The sequence below is a fragment of the Vibrio sp. HB236076 genome, assembly GCF_040957575.1.
Lineage (GTDB): Bacteria > Pseudomonadota > Gammaproteobacteria > Enterobacterales > Vibrionaceae > Vibrio.
In genome coordinates this window covers 920296-939880 of record NZ_CP162601.1, presented here as the reverse complement: position 1 = coordinate 939880, position 19585 = coordinate 920296, and the positions used below count along the sequence as shown (strand labels likewise).

Annotated in this window: 12 protein-coding genes; 9 read left to right on the top strand and 3 right to left on the bottom strand. The window is 48.7% G+C overall.

All coding sequences use genetic code 11. The features are described 5' to 3' along the window. From recD to recC, 3 genes are all read right to left on the bottom strand, one after another. On the bottom strand, positions 1 to 2103 hold the full coding sequence (recD, locus tag AB0763_RS04090) for an exodeoxyribonuclease V subunit alpha (RefSeq protein WP_306101512.1): 2103 nt from the start codon (positions 2101 to 2103) through the stop codon (positions 1 to 3). Beyond that, entirely contained in the window at positions 2100 to 5708 is a 3609-nt protein-coding gene (recB, locus tag AB0763_RS04085) for an exodeoxyribonuclease V subunit beta (RefSeq protein WP_306101513.1), read from the bottom strand. The genes recD and recB overlap by 4 nt, the downstream gene beginning before the upstream one ends. Positions 5709 to 5937: 229 nt before the next feature. Then, positions 5938 to 9375, bottom strand: coding sequence for an exodeoxyribonuclease V subunit gamma (recC, locus tag AB0763_RS04080; protein WP_306101514.1), 3438 nt, complete (start codon positions 9373 to 9375; stop codon positions 5938 to 5940). Positions 9376 to 9698: 323 nt separating this feature from the next. Between recC and AB0763_RS04075 the strand changes: the two genes are divergently transcribed. From AB0763_RS04075 to AB0763_RS04035, 9 genes are all read left to right on the top strand, one after another. Next, positions 9699 to 10001, top strand: a complete 303-nt coding sequence (locus AB0763_RS04075; protein WP_306101516.1) for a YebG family protein — start codon at positions 9699 to 9701, stop codon at positions 9999 to 10001. A 176-nt stretch (positions 10002 to 10177) separates the two neighbouring features. After that, positions 10178 to 11209, top strand: coding sequence for a 2,3,4,5-tetrahydropyridine-2,6-dicarboxylate N-succinyltransferase (dapD, locus tag AB0763_RS04070; protein WP_306101517.1), 1032 nt, complete (start codon positions 10178 to 10180; stop codon positions 11207 to 11209). Between the two features lie 412 nt (positions 11210 to 11621). Continuing rightward, complete coding sequence (locus tag AB0763_RS04065) at positions 11622 to 12461, top strand: MIP/aquaporin family protein (protein WP_306101518.1); 840 nt, start codon at positions 11622 to 11624, stop codon at positions 12459 to 12461. Between the two features lie 44 nt (positions 12462 to 12505). After that, positions 12506 to 14023, top strand: coding sequence for a glycerol kinase GlpK (gene glpK / locus AB0763_RS04060; protein WP_306101519.1), 1518 nt, complete (start codon positions 12506 to 12508; stop codon positions 14021 to 14023). A 198-nt stretch (positions 14024 to 14221) separates the two neighbouring features. Then, positions 14222 to 14995: a DeoR/GlpR family transcriptional regulator gene (locus AB0763_RS04055; protein WP_306101520.1), complete on the top strand. Its 774-nt coding sequence runs from the start codon at positions 14222 to 14224 to the stop codon at positions 14993 to 14995. A 177-nt stretch (positions 14996 to 15172) separates the two neighbouring features. Further along, positions 15173 to 16717 carry a glycerol-3-phosphate dehydrogenase gene (gene glpD, locus AB0763_RS04050; protein WP_306101521.1) on the top strand — a complete coding sequence of 515 codons (1545 nt, stop codon included), beginning with the start codon at positions 15173 to 15175 and terminating at the stop codon, positions 16715 to 16717. A gap of 104 nt (positions 16718 to 16821) precedes the next feature. Next, positions 16822 to 17826: an adenosine deaminase gene (locus tag AB0763_RS04045; RefSeq protein ID WP_306101522.1), complete on the top strand. Its 1005-nt coding sequence runs from the start codon at positions 16822 to 16824 to the stop codon at positions 17824 to 17826. A 123-nt stretch (positions 17827 to 17949) separates the two neighbouring features. Next, complete coding sequence (locus AB0763_RS04040) at positions 17950 to 18819, top strand: zinc transporter ZntB (RefSeq protein WP_306101555.1); 870 nt, start codon at positions 17950 to 17952, stop codon at positions 18817 to 18819. Positions 18820 to 19017: 198 nt separating this feature from the next. Continuing rightward, positions 19018 to 19578, top strand: a complete 561-nt coding sequence (locus tag AB0763_RS04035; RefSeq protein ID WP_306101523.1) for a gamma-glutamylcyclotransferase family protein — start codon at positions 19018 to 19020, stop codon at positions 19576 to 19578. The last annotated feature ends 7 nt before the right edge of the window (positions 19579 to 19585 follow it).

Here is a 19585-nt window from a genome sequence, read left to right as displayed (position 1 = left end):
CTACCGGCCCACACCTTGGGTTGGGCGGGCCAACTTTTCGACCAAGCCACTTTCTCGGTGCGTTTTGCTGCCAATCGCCTCGGTTAAGACATCAAGGTGACCATACATGGTTAAGGTTTGCTTGGCGCGAGTGATCCCGGTATACACCAGCTCTCGTGTCAGCACCGGGGCATTTTTCGGTGGCAACACCATCCAAGTATGAGAAAACTCACTCCCTTGCGACTTGTGAACCGTCATGGCAAATGCACTGTCATGACTGGGCACTCGGCTTGGCAATACCGATTTGATCTCACCATCAGGGGATTGAAAGTACACTTTTAAGCGCAAGCTCTCTGTGTGATCATAATCCCACAAGCACAAACCAATATCGCCGTTATAAAGCTCTAAACTGTAATCGTTGCGCGTGATCATAATGGGCCGGCCGTGATACCAAAGCTCATCACTGCGCGGCAACCAAGATTGCGATCGCAAGCGACGCTCGATACGCTGATTAAACCCACTTACGCCAAAATCGCCCTCGCGCAACGCACAAAGCAAGCGATATTGATTAAATGCTGATAGGGCTTGCTTGACGGTGGCTTTCCAAGTTTGTTCTGTCGGCGGCTCTTGGATCAAGCGGCAATAGTGTTGATACCCCTCTGCCACTTCGCGAACACATTGGCTATAGTGCTCACTGCTTAACGGATAAAAACGAATGTCGCGATAACCGGTCTCGAGCACCTGATGCACTCTTGCTTTATCGCCGCCATTCACCGCTTTGGCAAGCTGGCCAATTCCGGAACGCGCATCAAAGCGATAACTTTTTTGCAGCATACACAAACTATCGGCAATCCCCGCTCTGGCTTGACTGGGATGATGTTGACTCAGAGGAAACCCTGTCAATCTCGTCAACCGCTGCGCTTGAGCTTCACTGTACCCCTGCTCAATAAAATGACAAATATCGCCCAAAATTGCGCCCGCTTCCACCGACGCTAGCTGATCTTTATCGCCGAGTAAAATCAACTGAGCCTGGTCTGGTAAGGCGCTGACCAGTTTATACATCAGGGTTAAATCGACCATCGAGGCTTCATCGACTACCAAGACATCTAAGTGCAGTCGGTTACCCTGATGATGACGAAATTCAACTTGATTGGGGATCGACCCCAACAAACGGTGTAGGGTACTCGCCACCGTAGGAATCGCAGCCTTTATCTCAGGCTCTACCGCCAATAGCCCAACCGCTTGCCCTATCGACTCACTCAGTCGCGTGGCCGCTTTTCCGGTCGGGGCGACCAACTTAATCAGGGGTAAGGGCTGTCCCGTCGCTTGCGCCGACTGCAGTAAGGCAGCCAAAATTTTCGTGACTGTGGTCGTTTTTCCTGTACCAGGGCCACCCGAGATAACGCTAAAACGACGCGTCAGTGCCACACCTGCAGCCACTTTTTGCCAATTTAAACACTGGGATAACGGAATGTGATTGTCTAAGGCAAGTAACGCCTCACTGTGATGAGCGTTTTCAAACAGGCGAAAGATTGCGCCCCAATCGAGCGATTCTGGCGCAACAATATCGAGCTGATCACACAGCCACTGCTGGCGCTCGACCTTGGCCAACCCCATCCCTTCTCGCAACCAAGCTTGCCACAGCCGCGAGTAATCTCGTGCAAATAAACGGTCTAAACTCTTGGCCGCCAAATCCGGCGTCGCCAAAGGCACCGAGCGGCTGAGTAACCAATCGGCTAACTCTCGCTGGTAAAACCAATAGCGATGCAAATACAGACGTCCTGACTCGAGCACCAGGGGTACGGCTTCTTCTTGTTTGGCCACCCATGGCGACGCCATTAATTCTTGCTGCCAATCATTGTTGTCTAACCATGCCTGTGCCTCTTGCAGTGATGGGCCGTACCACCCCAAAGCACTTAACCACGCTCGTGTTGCTTGTCCTTGACGAGGGAGAGCCAAACACAAATGCCCCTTACCCACTTCGGCACTGGTCAACGCTGCGAGTAAAGGCAAGCTCTCGCCTTGACAATAGCGGGCCATAAACTCGGCCAACTGCGCATCGAGCGGCCGCAAATGACCACGCTCTACCCAGTAGGTCAAATACTCTTGATAGCACGCCTTCATAGCCCTAACTCCATTTGTCCATTTTGGGTAAGTAAATCGACGAACTCCTCGCCGCGGATCTTAGCATCGAGGGCTAAAATCATCTCCTTGGCCGGGCGGCTGTAATACACGCCCTGCGAAGGCTCACCGGTTACCCCACGCAAAAAAACGTAAAACACTCCGCCAAAATGGCGGTTAATATCGTAACCCGGCAAGCGTGACGCCAAAAAGCGGTGTAAGGCCAAGCTGTAAATTTGGTATTGCATATCATAGCGATGCTCGATCATCGATTGCTCCAATTGAGCGCCTTGATAATCCTCAACGCGATCACCCAAAAAGTTTGATTTCCAGTCCAACAAGTAATAACGCCCTTGATACTCAAACACCAAGTCGATGAACCCTTTGATCATGCCTTGAACCGATTCAAAACCCAACGCCTCTGCTCTGGCAGTAAGCGGATCATAGTGACCGCTGATGCGATGCCATTGCTCGGCATTTAAGACCTCAATCGGCAACAAAAACTCCATCTCAACTTTTTTTTGCTCAGCGCTTAATTGATTGAGAGACAGGTTTTTGCCATCGAGTGGCGTGGTCAATACCCGCTCAACCCACTGGGTTAACACCGGTAACCAGGCCATCTCTAAATTATCTTGCTCAAGGAGTTGGGTGATCACCGTTTGATTAACGTCACTGTCTGCAGCTTGTGAAAAATCCACTTGCTCAAAAACACTGTGTAAAAATGTTCCTGGTGTCGACCCTTTCGGGAACGTAAAGACATTCCATGCCTCTTGGTCTGCCTCTTTCTCTTGTCGATCGTCGAATGAATCGACATCAAACGCCGGATTGTCAATCGGGATATCCAGCCCACTGTGGTGATTGGCAAAACGAGTCAGGCCGGAATAACTGGTCATTCTCCAACTGCGGTCGACGCCGTGACTCAGACGTCGCGCCTGTAATATGGGCTGCTGAGGTTCGACGACCGACAACGGCTTGATGGTTTCAATTCCCCTCTCGACCTGCGCACCGCATTGGCGACAGTATTGATCGATGGCCTGCGCCAGTACTTGGCTATCGCCTTCTTGACCCTGCTGCAATAAATACCCGATCGCCGATTGATGAGCACTGGTTTGCGCTTTTGACGAACGACCTTGTTTGAGCGGTGCTGCGCCGATATAGCAACCGAACACCGCTCGCGTAATCGCCACGTAGAGCAAACGCAACTCTTCGGCGAGGCGCTCTTTTTCGGCCCATTCTAACGATGAGGGCGAAAGGGTGAGATCAAGAAAGGTCATTTTTTGTTTCTGATCGTAATATTTTGCCTCACTGGCGCTGCGAAAGCTAAACACAAAGGGCAAAAATACCAAGTCGTACTCCAAGCCTTTGGATTTGTGAATCGTGATGATTTGTACCAAATTGCGTTCAGATTCCAAACGCTGTATTGCTTCGTCATGTCCACTGCCCAATTGCGCATTATCTATCGCTTGGATCAGCCAGCGTATCAGCCCGTGATCGCTGTCGATCTCTTGACTGGCCTGTTGGAGCAATTCACTCAAGTGCATGATGTCGGTCAAGACTCGTTCGCCTCGAGGCAACGCCAATAAACGTTCAGCCACTTGCCGATTGGCCATCCAGCGACGGATCATCGGCTGCACCCCAGTTTGTTGCCAAATTTGCCGATAGCGACGAAACTCTTGACTGACCGTTTCCCAAGCCAGTTCATCGCGATTGAGTTGATCCAATTCATTTAAATCCAGAGCAAAGATATGCGTTGCTAGACTGGCGCGGATCGCATTTTCATCTTCGCAGCCTAAAACCGCTTGGAGCAACAACACCAACTCGCCCGCCACATCACTGCTAAACACGCTGTCGCGATTGGACAAATACACACTTGCCACCCCTTGTTCAGAAAGGGCTTGTTGGACTAACCTCCCTTCTGCCGCAGTGCGGACTAACACCGCGATGTCTTTCGCGGCAATCGGACGCGCTTTTTCTTGGCGATGGCAAAACGCCTGCCCTTCACTGGCCAGTTGTAAAATCCGGGTAATTTCATTTGCCGTATGCTTGGCCATGGCCTGTTGATACTGACTCTTACTCATCGGGCTTTGCTCATCCTCGTCGTACCAAATAGTCATCGCCGGTTGCTTTTGCCCCGCCAATGACCAATGCATTTGGTCGGCCTTCGGACTGCTGTTTACCTCAATAAAAGGAATGTCATCATCGTAGAGAAAGGGCGCTGGCGACTGCTTGAACATGGCGTTGCTGGCGTTGATCATCTGCGCAGAAGAGCGCCAATTTGTCGTGAGGGTATAATGTTGGCTAACATCTTGACGCGCTTTGATATAGGTAAAAATATCCGCACCGCGAAACGCATAAATGGCCTGTTTAGGATCGCCAATCATAAACAAACCGCATTCGGCATAATCAAAGTACAGTTGGCGAAAAATACTGTATTGCAAAGGGTCGGTATCTTGGAACTCATCAATCAACGCCACCGGGTACTGACTGCGAATTCTCTGCGCCAAGCGTTCACCCCCTTCAAGACAAAAGGCCCCGGCCAATTGACTGAGTAAATCGTCAAAGGACATTAAGGCATCGCGATTTTTGGCTGCCGCTAAGCGCTGACGACACGCTCGGATCGCTTGAGCCATCAAAGGCGCCTTTAACGATAAAGGCTGAGCGAGAAAGTCTTCGATCTGCTCAAAAACCGGATGACATGGCGCGTTTTCACCCGGCTTGGTCTTTTCTATCAATACGGCTTGTGAAAAGCGACTTAATTCATCAGGCACCCCGTAATCTCGGGTTGCTTGTTCTGCCCAAAAACGCACTTTTTGCATCCATAATGGCAGGTATTTTTTACTGTAGGTCTTTTTGCTGACTTGAGATTCTTCAATGCACTTCAACAGCGCTTCTTGGTGTTGCAACCAGTGGGCTTTCACCGTATCGATGCGTTGAATGATATCATTGTGTATTTGGCCCAAATCCAAATCAGCCATAGGCGCAATCAGTTCTACATCTGCGCCGGTCAAATAACGGTCGATGTCGTTGAGTAGTGCGCTGGGACTTTGCCACAACTGGCGAACTTGCGCGGTCAAATCAACGGATAACCCGTAAAACGACTGCCGCCAGTGATCCGCCACTACCTGCGCTTTGAGTTGGCTTTCATCGGTAATAAACTCATTTTGAAATCGACTGCCTGACTCAAATGCATTTTCCACCAGCATTCTTTGACAAAAGCCGTGTATAGTGTAAATCGCCGCCTGGTCAATTTGCCGCTCAGCTTGGAGCAACCATTGAGCGGCTTGTTGATGAGCGGGGATCTCTTGCAGCAATTGAGCCAAAAAGGGATCGTCACTGTGCGAGCGTTCAAACGCCAAACGCGCTTGGTGAATGCGTCGACGCACGCGATCTCTTAACTCCGCCGTCGCCGCTTCAGTGAAAGTAACCACCAGAATTTGATCCACCGTCAACGGCATGGGGTGACGGGCCCCTTCATCGCCATGACCAAGCAGAAGTCGAATATAAAGCCCTGTAATAGTGAATGTTTTTCCCGTACCCGCCGATGCTTCAATCAAACGAGTGCCGTGTAATGGGAAGCGCATCATATCGAGTGTATTGACTGTCGACATCCGACAATTTCCTCCGCTAAAAATCCAGAAAATCCTGTGATCTACTTTACAAAAATCTTAAAAATAACCGCTTTAAAATATTAATCACCAGGTTACGCGATCCGATTCACGGTATTGCGATGAGTTTGGCTTTAGAGTGACCGCAAATAACAACAAAAGAAAAAACGAGATAGTCTTTCCCTCTGTTCAGTGGCTGTGTGGCTCCCTACTCTAAAAAAACGCCAGCCACTTATTTTTTATCTTCCTGTTTCTCAACCACCCTTCTTGGTAACAACAATATTTGCTCTGCCGCTAACAGGGCTTGTTGCGCGAGTGATGGCTGCCACTGTGGCCAAATCCTGGCAATGTACGGATTTTCTCCTTCACCACGACTCATATAACCTGCTTCAAAGGCCGCGCTCATTTTTTTCGTCGCTTTGTCTAAATCACTGTGGTAATCACCAGATTTATTGAACCCAGCCTCAATGGCCACCCAAGCGGTTTTAGGAAAATACGCCAAAGGGTGTGACAAGCCTTCAAACATCCTATGGATCAATTCCGACAAGCTTGTCTTGGCGAGTTGGGGGTCAACCTTGGGATAGATCCAGTGAACGACCCCAGATTTTTTGTCATAACCGATGAGATGGGTCGGTTGTGACTGGCCCATTACCGCAACAGACAAATGATCGATCCAGCCACTGAGAAAATCTTGTGGTCGTATCGCGCCGGGTCGATAACGCAGCAAGCCTTGAGAGGTGACTTGCGTCACCCAGCCAAGCAAGGATACCTGGCGATCTCCACTGAGCGCCCCTCCTGGCCAGCGGATCTCAATATCGGCATGAGGCGCGGCTAAAAAAGGCCGTAAGTACTTCGCTAACTCATCAATTTGCACTCGGTTCGCTTCAAATTCTAACTCGCCAAAAGCGCCAATCGGCAAACGGCCTTGAGCTTGAAATTGTCGTTTCACGGACTCGGCCAATGAAACACTGGGTTGCTCAGGATGCGCAAGATAGTGCTGAAGTAAGGTTTCTCGAATTTGATAGCCCGACAACCCGTCCAGTGAAAATGGCTCATCATCGACGGTTAATGACGTTTGATGTTCAAAAGAGACTTTAAGACGGCGATTAAAAAAGTATTGCACTGGCAAACGCCAAAAACGCTGTAGCTCCGCCAGGTCAAGCTCATAGGGAAAATGCATGTCTAGCGTCACATCAGACAGGGCTTGTCCTTGCGGTGCGCTGGCAATGCGTTCTCCATTGACGACCGGCAACCACTCTGAGGCAAAACTGGCGTGTTCGCCTTGATAAGCCTGCGGACTAAAGGGCACCATAGGGTGCTGATGACATAGCGCTTGAATCAAACGCTGGCCAGATTCATCAACACTTAACGTCTCATCGCCCGCCAAACAATAGTTTTGCGCTAGGTACTCAAAAAGTTCCGCCACTAAAATCGATGGCATGCGCTCACTGTTATCTTGAATAGAATGGCCAATGTAACTGATGTATAAACGCTGCTCAGCAGAAAGCAATGCCTCTAAAAATAAATAGCGGTCATCGTCTCGACGCGAACGGTCCCCCGCACGGTGACTGACGTTCATCAAGTCAAAACCTTCCCTTGGCACATGCCGTGGGTAAGCACCGTCGTTCATCCCCAATAAGCACACCACGGGAAAAGGCACGGAACGCATTGGCATCAAAGTACAAAAGTTGACTTGCCCTGCTAAAAAGCGTTGACTAATTCGGGAATTATCCAGTTTGTCACTCAAGAACTGCTTGACGATGTTTGGGGTCACCCCCCCGACATACTGAGCCTCATCAATGCCTTGTACCAATTGAGTCAACGCTTCGCGGATACTTTGTAAGGCCAACTCTTCTTGTTCATCGGCAAGGAAAAAATCCGCTAACATAGACAGTAATACATCGCGCCATTGCTCAGCACGTTGCGTCTGTGATAAGCGCTGTCGATACTGGGCTAACAAAGACAAATACGCGGCCAATTTGCCCACTAGCTGAGCGGCCAACCCCTGAACTTGGCAATACGGCGCAATGGTGTCGCCATCGGGTAAGGACAGCATACTGTCTTCGGCCATGGCGTAGCCCATTAACATCCGCTCGATGCCGAACTGCCAGGTATTTTGCCGATAACTCGGCAAGTCAAACTCGGCAGCGGTATCGGGATTGAGCCCCCAGCGGATGCCGGACTCTTCGACCCAACGTTTGGCCTTATGGAAGTCGCTTTCACTGATATCAAAGCGGCGCAAAATGGCGGGGGTTTCCAATAATTCAAGCAGTTCAGACGCCAAACAGCGCTTGCTTGGCATAGACACCAGTTGTAAAAAAGCCACCAGTACCGGGTTTTCTTGCGCGCGACTGCGATCGGAAATCGAGAAAGGGATATACCGGTGGCTAGGCGCGTTACCAAACACCGCCTGGATCGCCGGACTGTAAGCATTGATATCAGACACCATAACAATCACGTCACGGGGTTTAAGTTCTGGGTGTTGCTCAAACATGGCCAGCAAATTATCGTGTAACACCTCGACTTCACGCATCGGACTGTGACAAGCGTGAAAGCTCAAAGACGAGTCAATTTGCTCAAGAACCTGTTTGTGCTCGCTGGTCAATATGTTGCTCTCGTCTTGATGTTCTTCAAGCGCGAGGATATCCGCTTGTACATGATGCAGTAAGCTATTTCTCGTCACGTCGACAAAGGCTTCAATTTCGTTCACCGACATTTGCGACAACAAGTACAAGTTATCTCTGCCCATCTTGCCCATGGAAGCCAGTAAACTGTTGCCAACCACATCAGTATGCAAGTTCGCTTGCTGCTCTAAATCATATTTAAGCCAAGATTGAGGCTGTTGACGCAACGCCATCGGCAACGACAAATGCGCCTTTTGTCTCTGTTTGGATTGCAAAGAAGCGAGATACTGTCGGTCGCGGATCTCCCCCCAATAAAACTGACAAGGGTTGGTGAGCATAAAGTGAATGTCCATGTGCTGGCCCAACGCTTCCAGCGCATCGAGATAACGTGGCGGTAACGAGGAAATACCAAATATGAACAAACGCGATGGCAACTTACCCGTCGGCGTGTGTTGCAAGGCTTGGATAAAATCTTGATATAAGTTCGCACGGTGATAAGGCGATTGCCCCAATTGATGGGTATACTGACACAAGGCTTGCCAAAGTTGTGCTTGCCACTCTTGCTCGTCGCCCAGTGCAGCCACCCTTTGCCCCGCTTCCCAACTCGCTATCCAATCGGGTCGATAGACCAAATAACCATCGAAGATGTCAGCAATTTTCTCCGCCAATTGATAGCGTTTACTCTCATCTTTGTCGCCACTCAAATAATGACGAAGTGGCTCAAACTCATCTCGTGACAAATACTGAGGTAACAAGTGCATCAGTTTCCAAGTCATGGCTTGCTTGTTAAAAGCGCTTTGTTTAGGGATCCCCGGCAACACAGCGACAAAACTATCCCATATAAAACTCGCGGGCAGTGAAAAAGACAAATTGGCGGCCACACCCATTTCCTCAGACAACGCAATTTTAAGCCACTGAGCCATTCCGGGGCTTTGCACTAAAATATGCTCAGAGCGAAGGGGATCGGATAATGGGTCTTGCTTTATTAACGCCACCACCAGGGATTTCAACACGTCAACTTGATTAGAGTGGTACAAAGTAAACATCGCGAGCAACTCGTTGGAAACAATCAGATTAGCCTAGCACAATTTGCAGAAAAGTAACCTTCATCCCCCTTTGATTGCCGTTTAACGCCGACAATTTAGGCACTTTTTCAGCTCATCTGGCTGGCGTTCTCATGCGCGGCGGCGCAAAACGAGTCGCGAGTGGTTAACTCCCCGACGATTGGCAAAGTGACGCCCCCTTTGGGTTGCTCAATCTGGCTGTCATTTAACCCGGCTCTCTTGCTACCATCATCACTGAGACTGGACAAAGCCGACCTCAATCTGTATAAAAAGACAGTATTTTAACTCAACACAAAGGAATTACCATGGCTGTAATCGTCAAGTACGTGGTCGAGCGCAACGGAGAAGAAAAAATGACCTTTACCTCTAAAGCAGAAGCCGACGCTTATGACAAAATGCTGGATATGGCAGATGAAATGTTTACCTTACTGGCGCAAAGTGAATTGCTCGATAACGAGAATCAGCAAGAAGAATTGGCCATGTTCCTGGCGAAAAACAAAGAAGAAGTCTTGTATGCTTTAGGCGCGAAGCGCAAGCCGAGCCCCAAAAAAGCCAAGCCCTCCACACCGGCTGACACTCGCGGTGACGAGGATGAGCAAGCGGCGTAGCAAGGCCTATCCCCCCTCGCTCAGGCATTCTTTTTTAAACTATATATCGCTATAAAGACAATTCGTATTCGCCAACTGACGTTATTGTCTTTGCGGCTTTTATCCGGACACGACAGTGACTAAGATGATTTTAACCCATAAATAGTCATCTCTATACGATTACACGGAGACACAACATGAATCATTTTGCTCTAGCGTTTGGCAGCGCAACAAAAAACCGCGATGGAAAAATCATCGAAGCTTTTTTTCCGCACCCTCAGCTAAACCCTAGCGAAGGCATTATTGCGGCCTTAACGGAATTGCTTGATTATCAACAAGGCAACCAAACCATCGAAGTCAGTGCAGAGCAAGCGTCAAGCATCGCCGAAGCCTTTGCCCAAAACGGCGATCAAGCACAAGCGCAATTTGCGCAGCAAGCCGCAGCTTCAGAGCAACCTTTAGTCTTGGTGATTCTTGCCACCGATGAGAAGCCACAAAGCGTCGCTGAAGGCTTTTTGAAATTGCAATTGATCTCTCACCGTTTAGTCAAGCCTCACGGTACGGTTCTCGATGGCATTTTTGGCCTATTACACAACATTGCTTGGACCAACGAAGGCCCCATCGATTTACCTGAGCTCGCTGAGCGCCAAATTGCAGCACGTCTTGCAGGTCGAGTACTGAGTGTCGATTGTGTCGACAAATTCCCTAAAATGGTCGATTACGTTGTGCCAACCGGCATCCGTATTGCTGATACCTCTCGCGTGCGCTTGGGCGCTCACGTCGGTGAAGGCACAACCGTCATGCACGAAGGCTTTATCAATTTCAATGCCGGTACCTCAGGGGTGAGCATGGTAGAAGGACGTATCTCTGCGGGTGTTGTCGTCGGCAATGGCTCGGATATCGGTGGCGGCGCGTCTATCATGGGTACCCTTTCTGGTGGCGGTACCGTGGTGGTTTCTATCGGTGAAAACTCTCTGTTGGGTGCCAATGCGGGTCTGGGCTTCCCTCTTGGCGATCGCTGTACTGTTGAGTCAGGTCTTTACGTCACAGCTGGCTCAAAAGTCAGTATGCTCGATGCAAACGGTCAGCAAGTCGAAGTCGTGAAAGCGCGCGATCTTGCTGGAAAATCCGATTTGTTGTTCCGTCGCAACTCGGTGACCGGTCAAATTGAGTGTCTGACCAATAAGTCAGCGGTTGAACTCAACAGCGAACTACACAGCAATAACTGATTTTGAACGGTTGAGACCTGCACGATTAAGCGAGTTCACCGTCATTTCGTCAGCCAAGTACCACCAAAAGCGCACTTAAGTGCGCTTTTTTATCGCCTCAATCTCCTGCTATTTCCTTAACCGCCTTTTCCAAAGACACCGTTACCCGAGTGACTCGATCACAAATCAATGTTTTATATTCTCGTTTACCTTCGTTAAACAACATTAAAATTTGATCTGGTTAACATTTATATCATTTACGCGCTAATTTTCATGCTCGAACGCTCATTTTTGTTCGCGAGGCGTTTTCGAATTCGATAACAAATGTAACACTCTGACCGTGTTTCAATAACAACAAAGCAACGAAACACTGATTATGACAATAAAAAATCAATAACGTGAAAAACAATTAACGTGAAACAAGGACTCAACGATGGAACACTCAAACTTAAAAGGTGAATGCCTAGCAGAGTTTATTGGCACTGGACTGCTAATATTCTTTGGCGTGGGCTGCGTCGCGGCGCTGGTACTCACTGGCGCACAATTTGGACAATGGGAAATTAGTATTGTATGGGGATTTGGCGTCACCATTGCGATCTATTGTACTGCCGGTGTGTCAGGCGCGCACATTAACCCCGCGGTCACCATTGCACTCTCGCTATTTCACGGCTTTGACAAGGCCAAAGTCTTACCTTACATCGCCTCACAAATCGCCGGCGCTTTTGCGGGAGCCGCTTTGGTGTATGGCTTATACCAACAATTGTTTATCGACTATGAAATTACCCATCAATTTAGTCGTGACAGTATTGATGCCCTGGCGACGGCTGGGATATTTTCGACTTATCCCAATCCTGCGCTCTCCTTTGCCGGCGCTTTTGCCGTCGAGTTTGTGATCACCGCCGTGTTGATGTTTGCCATCTTAGCCCTTGGTGACGATAATAACGGCGCCCCTAACAATGCATTAGGCCCGGTGTTAATTGGTTTACTGATCGCCGTCATCGGTAGCTCATTGGGCCCTTTAACTGGCTTTGCCATGAACCCGGCCCGTGACTTCGGTCCCAAGTTATTTGCTTATCTCGCAGGGTGGGATCACGCTTTAATTGGCCCGACAGACATCCCTTACTTTATCGTGCCGATTCTCGCGCCGATTGGCGGGGCGTGTTTTGGCGCTTGGCTCTACCCCAAAGCCATTGCTCCATATTTACCAAAAGCTCAAGCGGCACAAGAAACAACAAAACAATCAGACGCTTTACCAACGCACAAAAGCGCTTAATCCATAACATTACAACGCAAAAAAAATAAGATAGGACATCAGCCATGACTGAAAAAAAATACATCGTCTCACTCGACCAAGGGACCACCAGCTCAAGAGCGGTTATTTTAGACCACGATGCCAATATCGTCAGTGTCGCACAGCGAGAGTTTACTCAGATCTATCCTCAGGCCGGCTGGGTTGAGCACGACCCAATGGAAATCTATGCCACACAAATGGCCACATTAACCGAAGCACTCGGCAAGCAAGACATTGCCAGTGACGAAGTGGCCGCCTTAGGCATCACCAACCAGCGAGAAACCGCCATTGTTTGGGACAAAGAAACCGGCAAACCTATCTACAATGCCATTGTGTGGCAATGTCGCCGTACTGCCGATATTTGCCAAGCACTTCAGCAGCAGGGATTAGAGTCTTACATTAAAGAAAACACGGGCCTTGTCCTTGATCCTTACTTCTCAGGCACCAAAGTAAAATGGATTCTCGACAATGTCGAAGGCGCTCGTCAACAAGCCGAAGAGGGAAAATTACTGTTTGGTACCGTTGACACTTGGTTGATCTGGAAAATGACCCAAGGTCGCGTTCACGTGACAGACTATACCAATGCGTCACGTACGATGTTGTTCAACATTAACGACAAGTGCTGGGATCAAAAACTGTTGGATGCACTGGGCATTCCAGCATCGATGTTACCCGAAGTAAAAAGCTCTTCAGAAGTCTACGGCAAAGCCAATATTGGCGGTAAAGGCGGTACGCGTATTCCGATTGCCGGTATTGCCGGTGACCAGCAAGCCGCGTTGTTTGGCCAAATGTGTACGGATGCCGGACAAGCAAAAAACACTTATGGTACTGGCTGTTTTCTGCTCATGAATACCGGGCAGGAAAAAGTCACCTCAACCCATGGCTTGTTGACAACACTGGCCTGTGGCCCGACAGGAGAGCCAAGTTATGCACTTGAAGGCGCGGTATTTATGGGGGGTGCGGCCATTCAATGGTTACGAGACGAATTAAAATTGCTCGATGATGCCAAGGACTCTGAGTACTTTGCCACCAAAGTGGATACGGCCAATGGCGTGTATGTGGTACCGGCCTTTACCGGACTTGGCGCGCCGTATTGGGATGCCTATGCACGTGGTACGATTGTGGGCTTAACCCGTGGCGTAAACGCCAACCATATCATTCGCGCCACATTGGAAAGTATCGCTTATCAAACTCGAGATGTCCTTGATGCGATGCAAGCCGATTCAGGTATTCGCTTATCATCGTTGAAAGTCGATGGCGGAGCGGTTGCCAATAACTTTCTCATGCAGTTCCAAGCCGACGTATTGGATACCCAAGTGCTGCGTCCAAAAGTCACTGAAGTGACGGCACTAGGCTCGGCATACCTTGCTGGACTTGCGGTTGGTTTCTGGCAAAACATTGATGAGCTTAGAAATAAAGCCGAGCTCGAGCGCAGCTTTGAGCCACACGAAGACGAGCAAAAACGCAACCGCCGCTACCGAGGTTGGAAACGAGCGGTAAAATGCACGCAAGCTTGGTCAGACATGCACAACGAAGACGAATAATGACTAAAAGCGCTCATATTGAGCGCTTTTTTTTCGAATGCTCACAATTTGTTGGCAAAGTACTGCGATGAAACAAAACGCGTGTTATGCTGCTTTGGTGTTGATATACCCAATATCACCCCTTTCAAGTCGAAAGCGCTGCGGCTGTAAAACCCGTATTTAATACCATATTTCTCGCCACCAAGTAGGAGTCGGATTGTGAAGCCTTCACCACGACATCAACAAATTGTCGAATTAGTCAAACAAAAAGGCTATGTCAGTACAGAGGAACTCGTCGAGACGTTTGAGGTTAGCCCACAAACCATACGTCGCGATCTCAATGAGTTAGCAGATAACCAGCAAATTCGTCGTTACCACGGTGGGGCAACAGCAGCCTTGAGTTCTGAAAACACCGCTTATTCGACGCGGAAAAGTCAAAATTTGAGCGAAAAAGATCGCATTGCGGAACAACTCGCTCAACACATTCCCGATGGCGCCACACTCTTTATCGATATCGGCACCACGCCAGAGGCCGTGGCCAAAGCCTTGTCCCATCAAAACAAACGCTTAAGAGTAGTCACGAACAACCTCAATGTTGCAAGTTTACTGCTGGCGAACCAAGATATTCACGTCATTTTGGCCGGGGGAGAAGTTCGCAACCGCGACGGTGGGATTGTCGGTGAAGCCACCTTAGATTTTGTACAACAATTTCGCTTAGACTTTGGCATTCTGGGGATCAGCGGGATTGATTTCGATGGCTCGTTACTCGATTTCGATTACCATGAAGTGCGGGTTAAACAAGCGATTATTGAGAACAGCCGCCAAGTGTTTCTCGCGGTCGACCACAGTAAATTTGGCCGCAATGCAATGGTTAAGCTCGGTAATATCAGTCAAATCGATCGCCTGTTTACCGATCAGCTCCCCCCTGCTTCTATTCTGGCCATTTTAAAAGAGCACGAGATCAGCTACGAGACCATCGACACGCCTTTGTGATCACAAACTTGTGACAAACCAATAACAAAGCCAATATTGAGCGTCAATATTGGCTTTTTTTGTACTTAAATCACACTAAACACTCACAAACGAAAAAAATTAATGCTCGAATTCGAAAGTTGAGCTAGTATGTTTGTTATTAAATGCTCGAATGCTCAAAGTACAGTGGTGAAGAATATGGCACAACAAACAGCAACACAGGCTCCCCTTATCGATGTGGTCATCGTAGGTGGAGGAATTAATGGTGCAGGTATCGCAGCCGATGCCTCAGGTCGCGGCCTCAATGTCGCCTTGTTTGAAGCACAAGACTTTGCATCCGCGACCTCATCGGCCAGTTCAAAATTGATTCACGGTGGTCTGCGCTACCTTGAGCACTATGAATTTCGCCTCGTGTCCGAAGCCCTTGCCGAGCGTGAAGTTTTGCTTAACAAGGCCCCCCATATTGCTTTCCCCATGCGCTTTCGACTACCACACCGTCCATTTTTGCGCCCGGCTTGGATGATTCGTTGTGGACTCTTCTTGTACGATCACTTGGGCAAACGCGGCAGCTTAGCCAAAAGCAAAAAGATCAACCTCGCTGAGTCTGGTCTGATGAAAGCCGAATTTAAGACCGGTTTTGAGTATTCAGACTGTTGGGTCGACGATGCGAGAATGACACTACTCAATGTGATTGCCGCTCAAGAGAATGGCGCCGAAGTTCGCAACTATTGCAAGGTTGTCCATGCAGAGCGCAACCATGGTGTCTGGGATATTACCGTGGAAGATACGCAAACCGGTGAGCAATTTTACCGCCGAGCGAAAGCCCTTGTGAATGCCGCAGGCCCTTGGGTCACCGACTTTTTTGAACAGCAAACACAGATTGAATCTTCGCGCAGCATTCGCTTAGTCAAGGGGTCTCACTTGGTTGTCCCGCGTGTACACGATGAACCGCAAGCGTACATTTTACAAAATAAAGATCAGCGCATTGTGTTCGTGATCCCTTACCTCGATAAGTTCTCGATCATTGGCACCACCGATGTCGATTATCAAGGTGATCCGCGAGAGGTAGAAATCTCAGACGATGAAACCGACTATTTGTTGGATATCGTTAATCAACACTTTATCAAACAGCTCAATCGCAACGACGTGGTTTGGACCTACAGTGGTGTCAGGCCATTACTCGATGACGAGTCAGATTCTGCCCAAAGCGTGACTCGCGATTACACCATGGAAATTGATCAAGAGCTCGATGACGCCCCTATCTTGTCAATCTTTGGCGGTAAACTGACGACCTACCGAAAATTAGCAGAAGCAGCGGTCAACAAGCTCGCGCCGTATTTCGATTACTGTGGTCGTCCTTGGACGGCTCACCACCCCTTGCCAGGCGGTCAATTTAGTGGTTCACGCCAGCAATTGTGTGATGCCTTATGTGCCAATTTCACTTGGCTTTCCGCGCAAACGGCCAGCCGATACGTCAATCAGTACGGCAGTTACAGTTGGCATTTACTCAAGGGGTGCCATCAAGAAGCCGATATGGGCCGCGCCTTTGCTCCGGGGGTATATCAACGAGAAATGGATTATTTAATCGAAAAAGAAATGGCGGTGAAAATTGACGATATTTTGTGGCGTCGGACCAAACTGGGTTTGTACCTGACTCAAGAACAACAAGGTCAAATTGAACAATACGTATCACAAAAACTGACTCAGAGCACAGAACCTTCTATCTGGCCTGCGGCAATGTAGCCTCGCTCACGGAATAATTGATTTTATTTCCTATACTTAATAAGAAAATCGGCATTGTTTTACTAAAAGCAATGCCACTTTCTTTGTGACGTAAGGAGATAGGTATGGAAGCCTTTATTCAAGCACTGCCTAAAGTGGAGCTTCACTTGCACATCGAGGGCAGCTTAGAGCCCGATTTAATGTTTAAACTGGCAAAGCGAAATGGCATCGCCATTCCCTTCAGTAGCCCAGAAGAAGTAACAAAAGCCTACCAATTTTCAAACCTACAATCGTTTCTCGACATTTACTATCAAGGCGCCAACGTCTTGGTTCATCAACAAGACTTCTACGATTTAACTTGGGCTTACCTGCTGCGCTGCCAAGCTGATAACGTCATGCACTGTGAAATTTTCTTTGACCCACAGACTCACATTGCGCGAGGCATCGACTTTGCTACTGTCATCACGGGTATTTCACAAGCTTTAGAACAAGGCCGACGCCAACTTGGCATCAGCAGTCACCTTATTATGTGCTTTTTACGCCACCTTTCAGAACAAGACGCTTTTACCACACTCGAGCAAGCCCTGCCCTTCAAGGATCAAATTATTGCCGTTGGCCTTGACTCATCAGAGCAAGGTCACCCGCCTGAAAAGTTTGCCCGCGTTTTTAGCGCCGCTCGCGAGCACGGGTTTCTCACCGTAGCTCACGCCGGAGAAGAAGGCCCGGCCGCCAATATTCAAGTTTCCATCGACCAACTTGGCGTAGAAAGAATTGATCACGGCGTTCGCTGTGTCGAAGACCCGGCCTTGGTTGACACCCTCAAACAATCGCAAATGCCACTGACCGTGTGTCCTTTGTCAAACATCAAGCTCAAGGTGTTTAACACTATGGCGGAGCACAACATTGTTGAGTTACTAAGACAAGGGCTTTGTGTCACGATTAACTCTGACGACCCCGCGTATTTTGGTGGTTACATGACCGACAATTTTCTTGCCGTTAGCCAAGTGCACCCCCTGGAAAAAAGTGAAATTGCCTTGTTTACCCGCCATGCCATTAATGCCAGTTTTTTATCTTCAGCAGAAAAAGCCGTTTTAGAACAAAGATTAGATTCTTACCTTGAGCAAGCGTGATATTCTAAGCCACGAGCATTTAGCACGTGGCTATTTAAAGGATCTAGCATGACTGACTTTTTAATTCATCACTGGGGCTTCACCGAAGACCAAACCCCACAATATAAGCCGACCAATAACCCAATGATTGAAGCCAATCATTGGTATCACTGTCACCGCGATGCCCAAGGGATCACTGAGTGGCTCAGTCAAAACAATGTGCCACAAGCCGCGATTGACAGCTTACTTGCCCATGATACTCGCCCGATGTTCGATATGCTCAGTGAGCAAGATTTTGTGTTGATTTTGCGCGGCGTCAATCTCAACGACAATGCCAACCCGGAAGATATGCTCAGCCTGCGTATTCTCTATTATCAAGGCGCGATCATTTCAGTGCGCCGTACGCCCTCAAAAACCGTTCAATCCATTCAAAACCAGTTGCAACAAGGCCAAGGGCCACAGAGCCTCAACCGATTGCTACTGGCAATGATCAATGGATTAAATCGAAATATTGATGATTTTTTACAAGGGCTTGAAGACGATATCGAAGTCTATGACAGTGAGCTAGAGATGAGTGAGCCTATGATGCAAACTCATAAGGCCTTGTTAAAAATGAAGCGTTTTATCAAGCCGCAACAATACGCGATTGCCGATCTAAAAGAAGCTGAGCTGCCGTCACTTCAATCAGACAGTTTGCACCTACGCCAGGCGCTCAATACCATTACTCGTATTAACGAAACATTGGATTTCTATTTAGGTGAGCTTGAAATCATCAAAGGGGAGCTGCGACAATATCACGCGGAAAGAATGAACCATAACACCTACTTGTTTTCTGTGATTGCGGCCATATTTCTTCCTACCAGTTTTTTAACCGGCTTACTTGGCGTGAACGTTGGCGGTATTCCTGGCACCGACTCACCCATTGCGTTTGTGTTGTTCTGTATCGCGCTCTTGGGCATTTTTGCCATCGAAGTGTGGATCCTCAAGCGACTGCGCATGTTCGACAAAGAGTAATACCAATCTGATTAAGTCTGTGGCCAATGAGTGCGCAGAATCAAGCTTGAGAACAAGGCAACCTATTTGCTTGTAAATACAAGACTGTGAGTCGTTGTTTTACCCGTTATTTTCACAACGATGTTATCGAGTTTTTTAACCTGCTAGGGTGACCCGCTATTGAGTGAGATTGGTGTAAATCAAGACAAAAGGAAACCTATGACACAGTATCTATTCGGCTACGGCAGTTTGATCAATCAACAATCGAGACAACTGACCGGTCAGGTTGGCGAGACATACCCAGCCGTGGTCAACAACCTGGTTCGCTACTGGGGCAGTATCGATCGCAGTTATTCGCTCTCGCCTCTCGTCGCCAAACTCGGTGAGGGGCAAACCAACGGCGTCTTAATGGTCATCGAACCACAAGATTTAGCGTTGTTCGATCAAAGAGAACGGGGTTATCAGCGCGTTGCGCTTGATAATCATCACATCGACAGTGACGTCCCCTTAACAGACAACTGCCAAGTTTGGGTCTATATCCAACCTAACTCGCCACCGCCCAATCCACAATCACCGATCGCACTGAGCTACCTCGATACCGTTCTTTCCGGGTGTTTATCGTTTTCGCTTGAATTTGCCGAGCACTTTATTGCTCATACTCAAGGATGGCAACACGGTTGGCTAGACGATCGTTACGCGCCGCTGTATTCTCGCAACCCCGGCATCAGCGCCGATCACCTCACACAAATCGATCAGTTGCTGACTGAGATCACTGTATGATGCTCAC

Coding starts and splice junctions, on each gene's coding strand:
- recD (WP_306101512.1), bottom strand. CDS start 2,103: ATGAAGGCGTGCTATCAAGAGTATTTGACCTACTGGGTAGAGCGTGGT.
- recB (WP_306101513.1), bottom strand. CDS start 5,708: ATGTCGACAGTCAATACACTCGATATGATGCGCTTCCCATTACACGGC.
- recC (WP_306101514.1), bottom strand. CDS start 9,375: ATGTTTACTTTGTACCACTCTAATCAAGTTGACGTGTTGAAATCCCTG.
- AB0763_RS04075 (WP_306101516.1), top strand. CDS start 9,699: ATGGCTGTAATCGTCAAGTACGTGGTCGAGCGCAACGGAGAAGAAAAA.
- dapD (WP_306101517.1), top strand. CDS start 10,178: ATGAATCATTTTGCTCTAGCGTTTGGCAGCGCAACAAAAAACCGCGAT.
- AB0763_RS04065 (WP_306101518.1), top strand. CDS start 11,622: ATGGAACACTCAAACTTAAAAGGTGAATGCCTAGCAGAGTTTATTGGC.
- glpK (WP_306101519.1), top strand. CDS start 12,506: ATGACTGAAAAAAAATACATCGTCTCACTCGACCAAGGGACCACCAGC.
- glpD (WP_306101521.1), top strand. CDS start 15,173: ATGGCACAACAAACAGCAACACAGGCTCCCCTTATCGATGTGGTCATC.
- AB0763_RS04045 (WP_306101522.1), top strand. CDS start 16,822: ATGGAAGCCTTTATTCAAGCACTGCCTAAAGTGGAGCTTCACTTGCAC.
- AB0763_RS04040 (WP_306101555.1), top strand. CDS start 17,950: ATGATTGAAGCCAATCATTGGTATCACTGTCACCGCGATGCCCAAGGG.
- AB0763_RS04035 (WP_306101523.1), top strand. CDS start 19,018: ATGACACAGTATCTATTCGGCTACGGCAGTTTGATCAATCAACAATCG.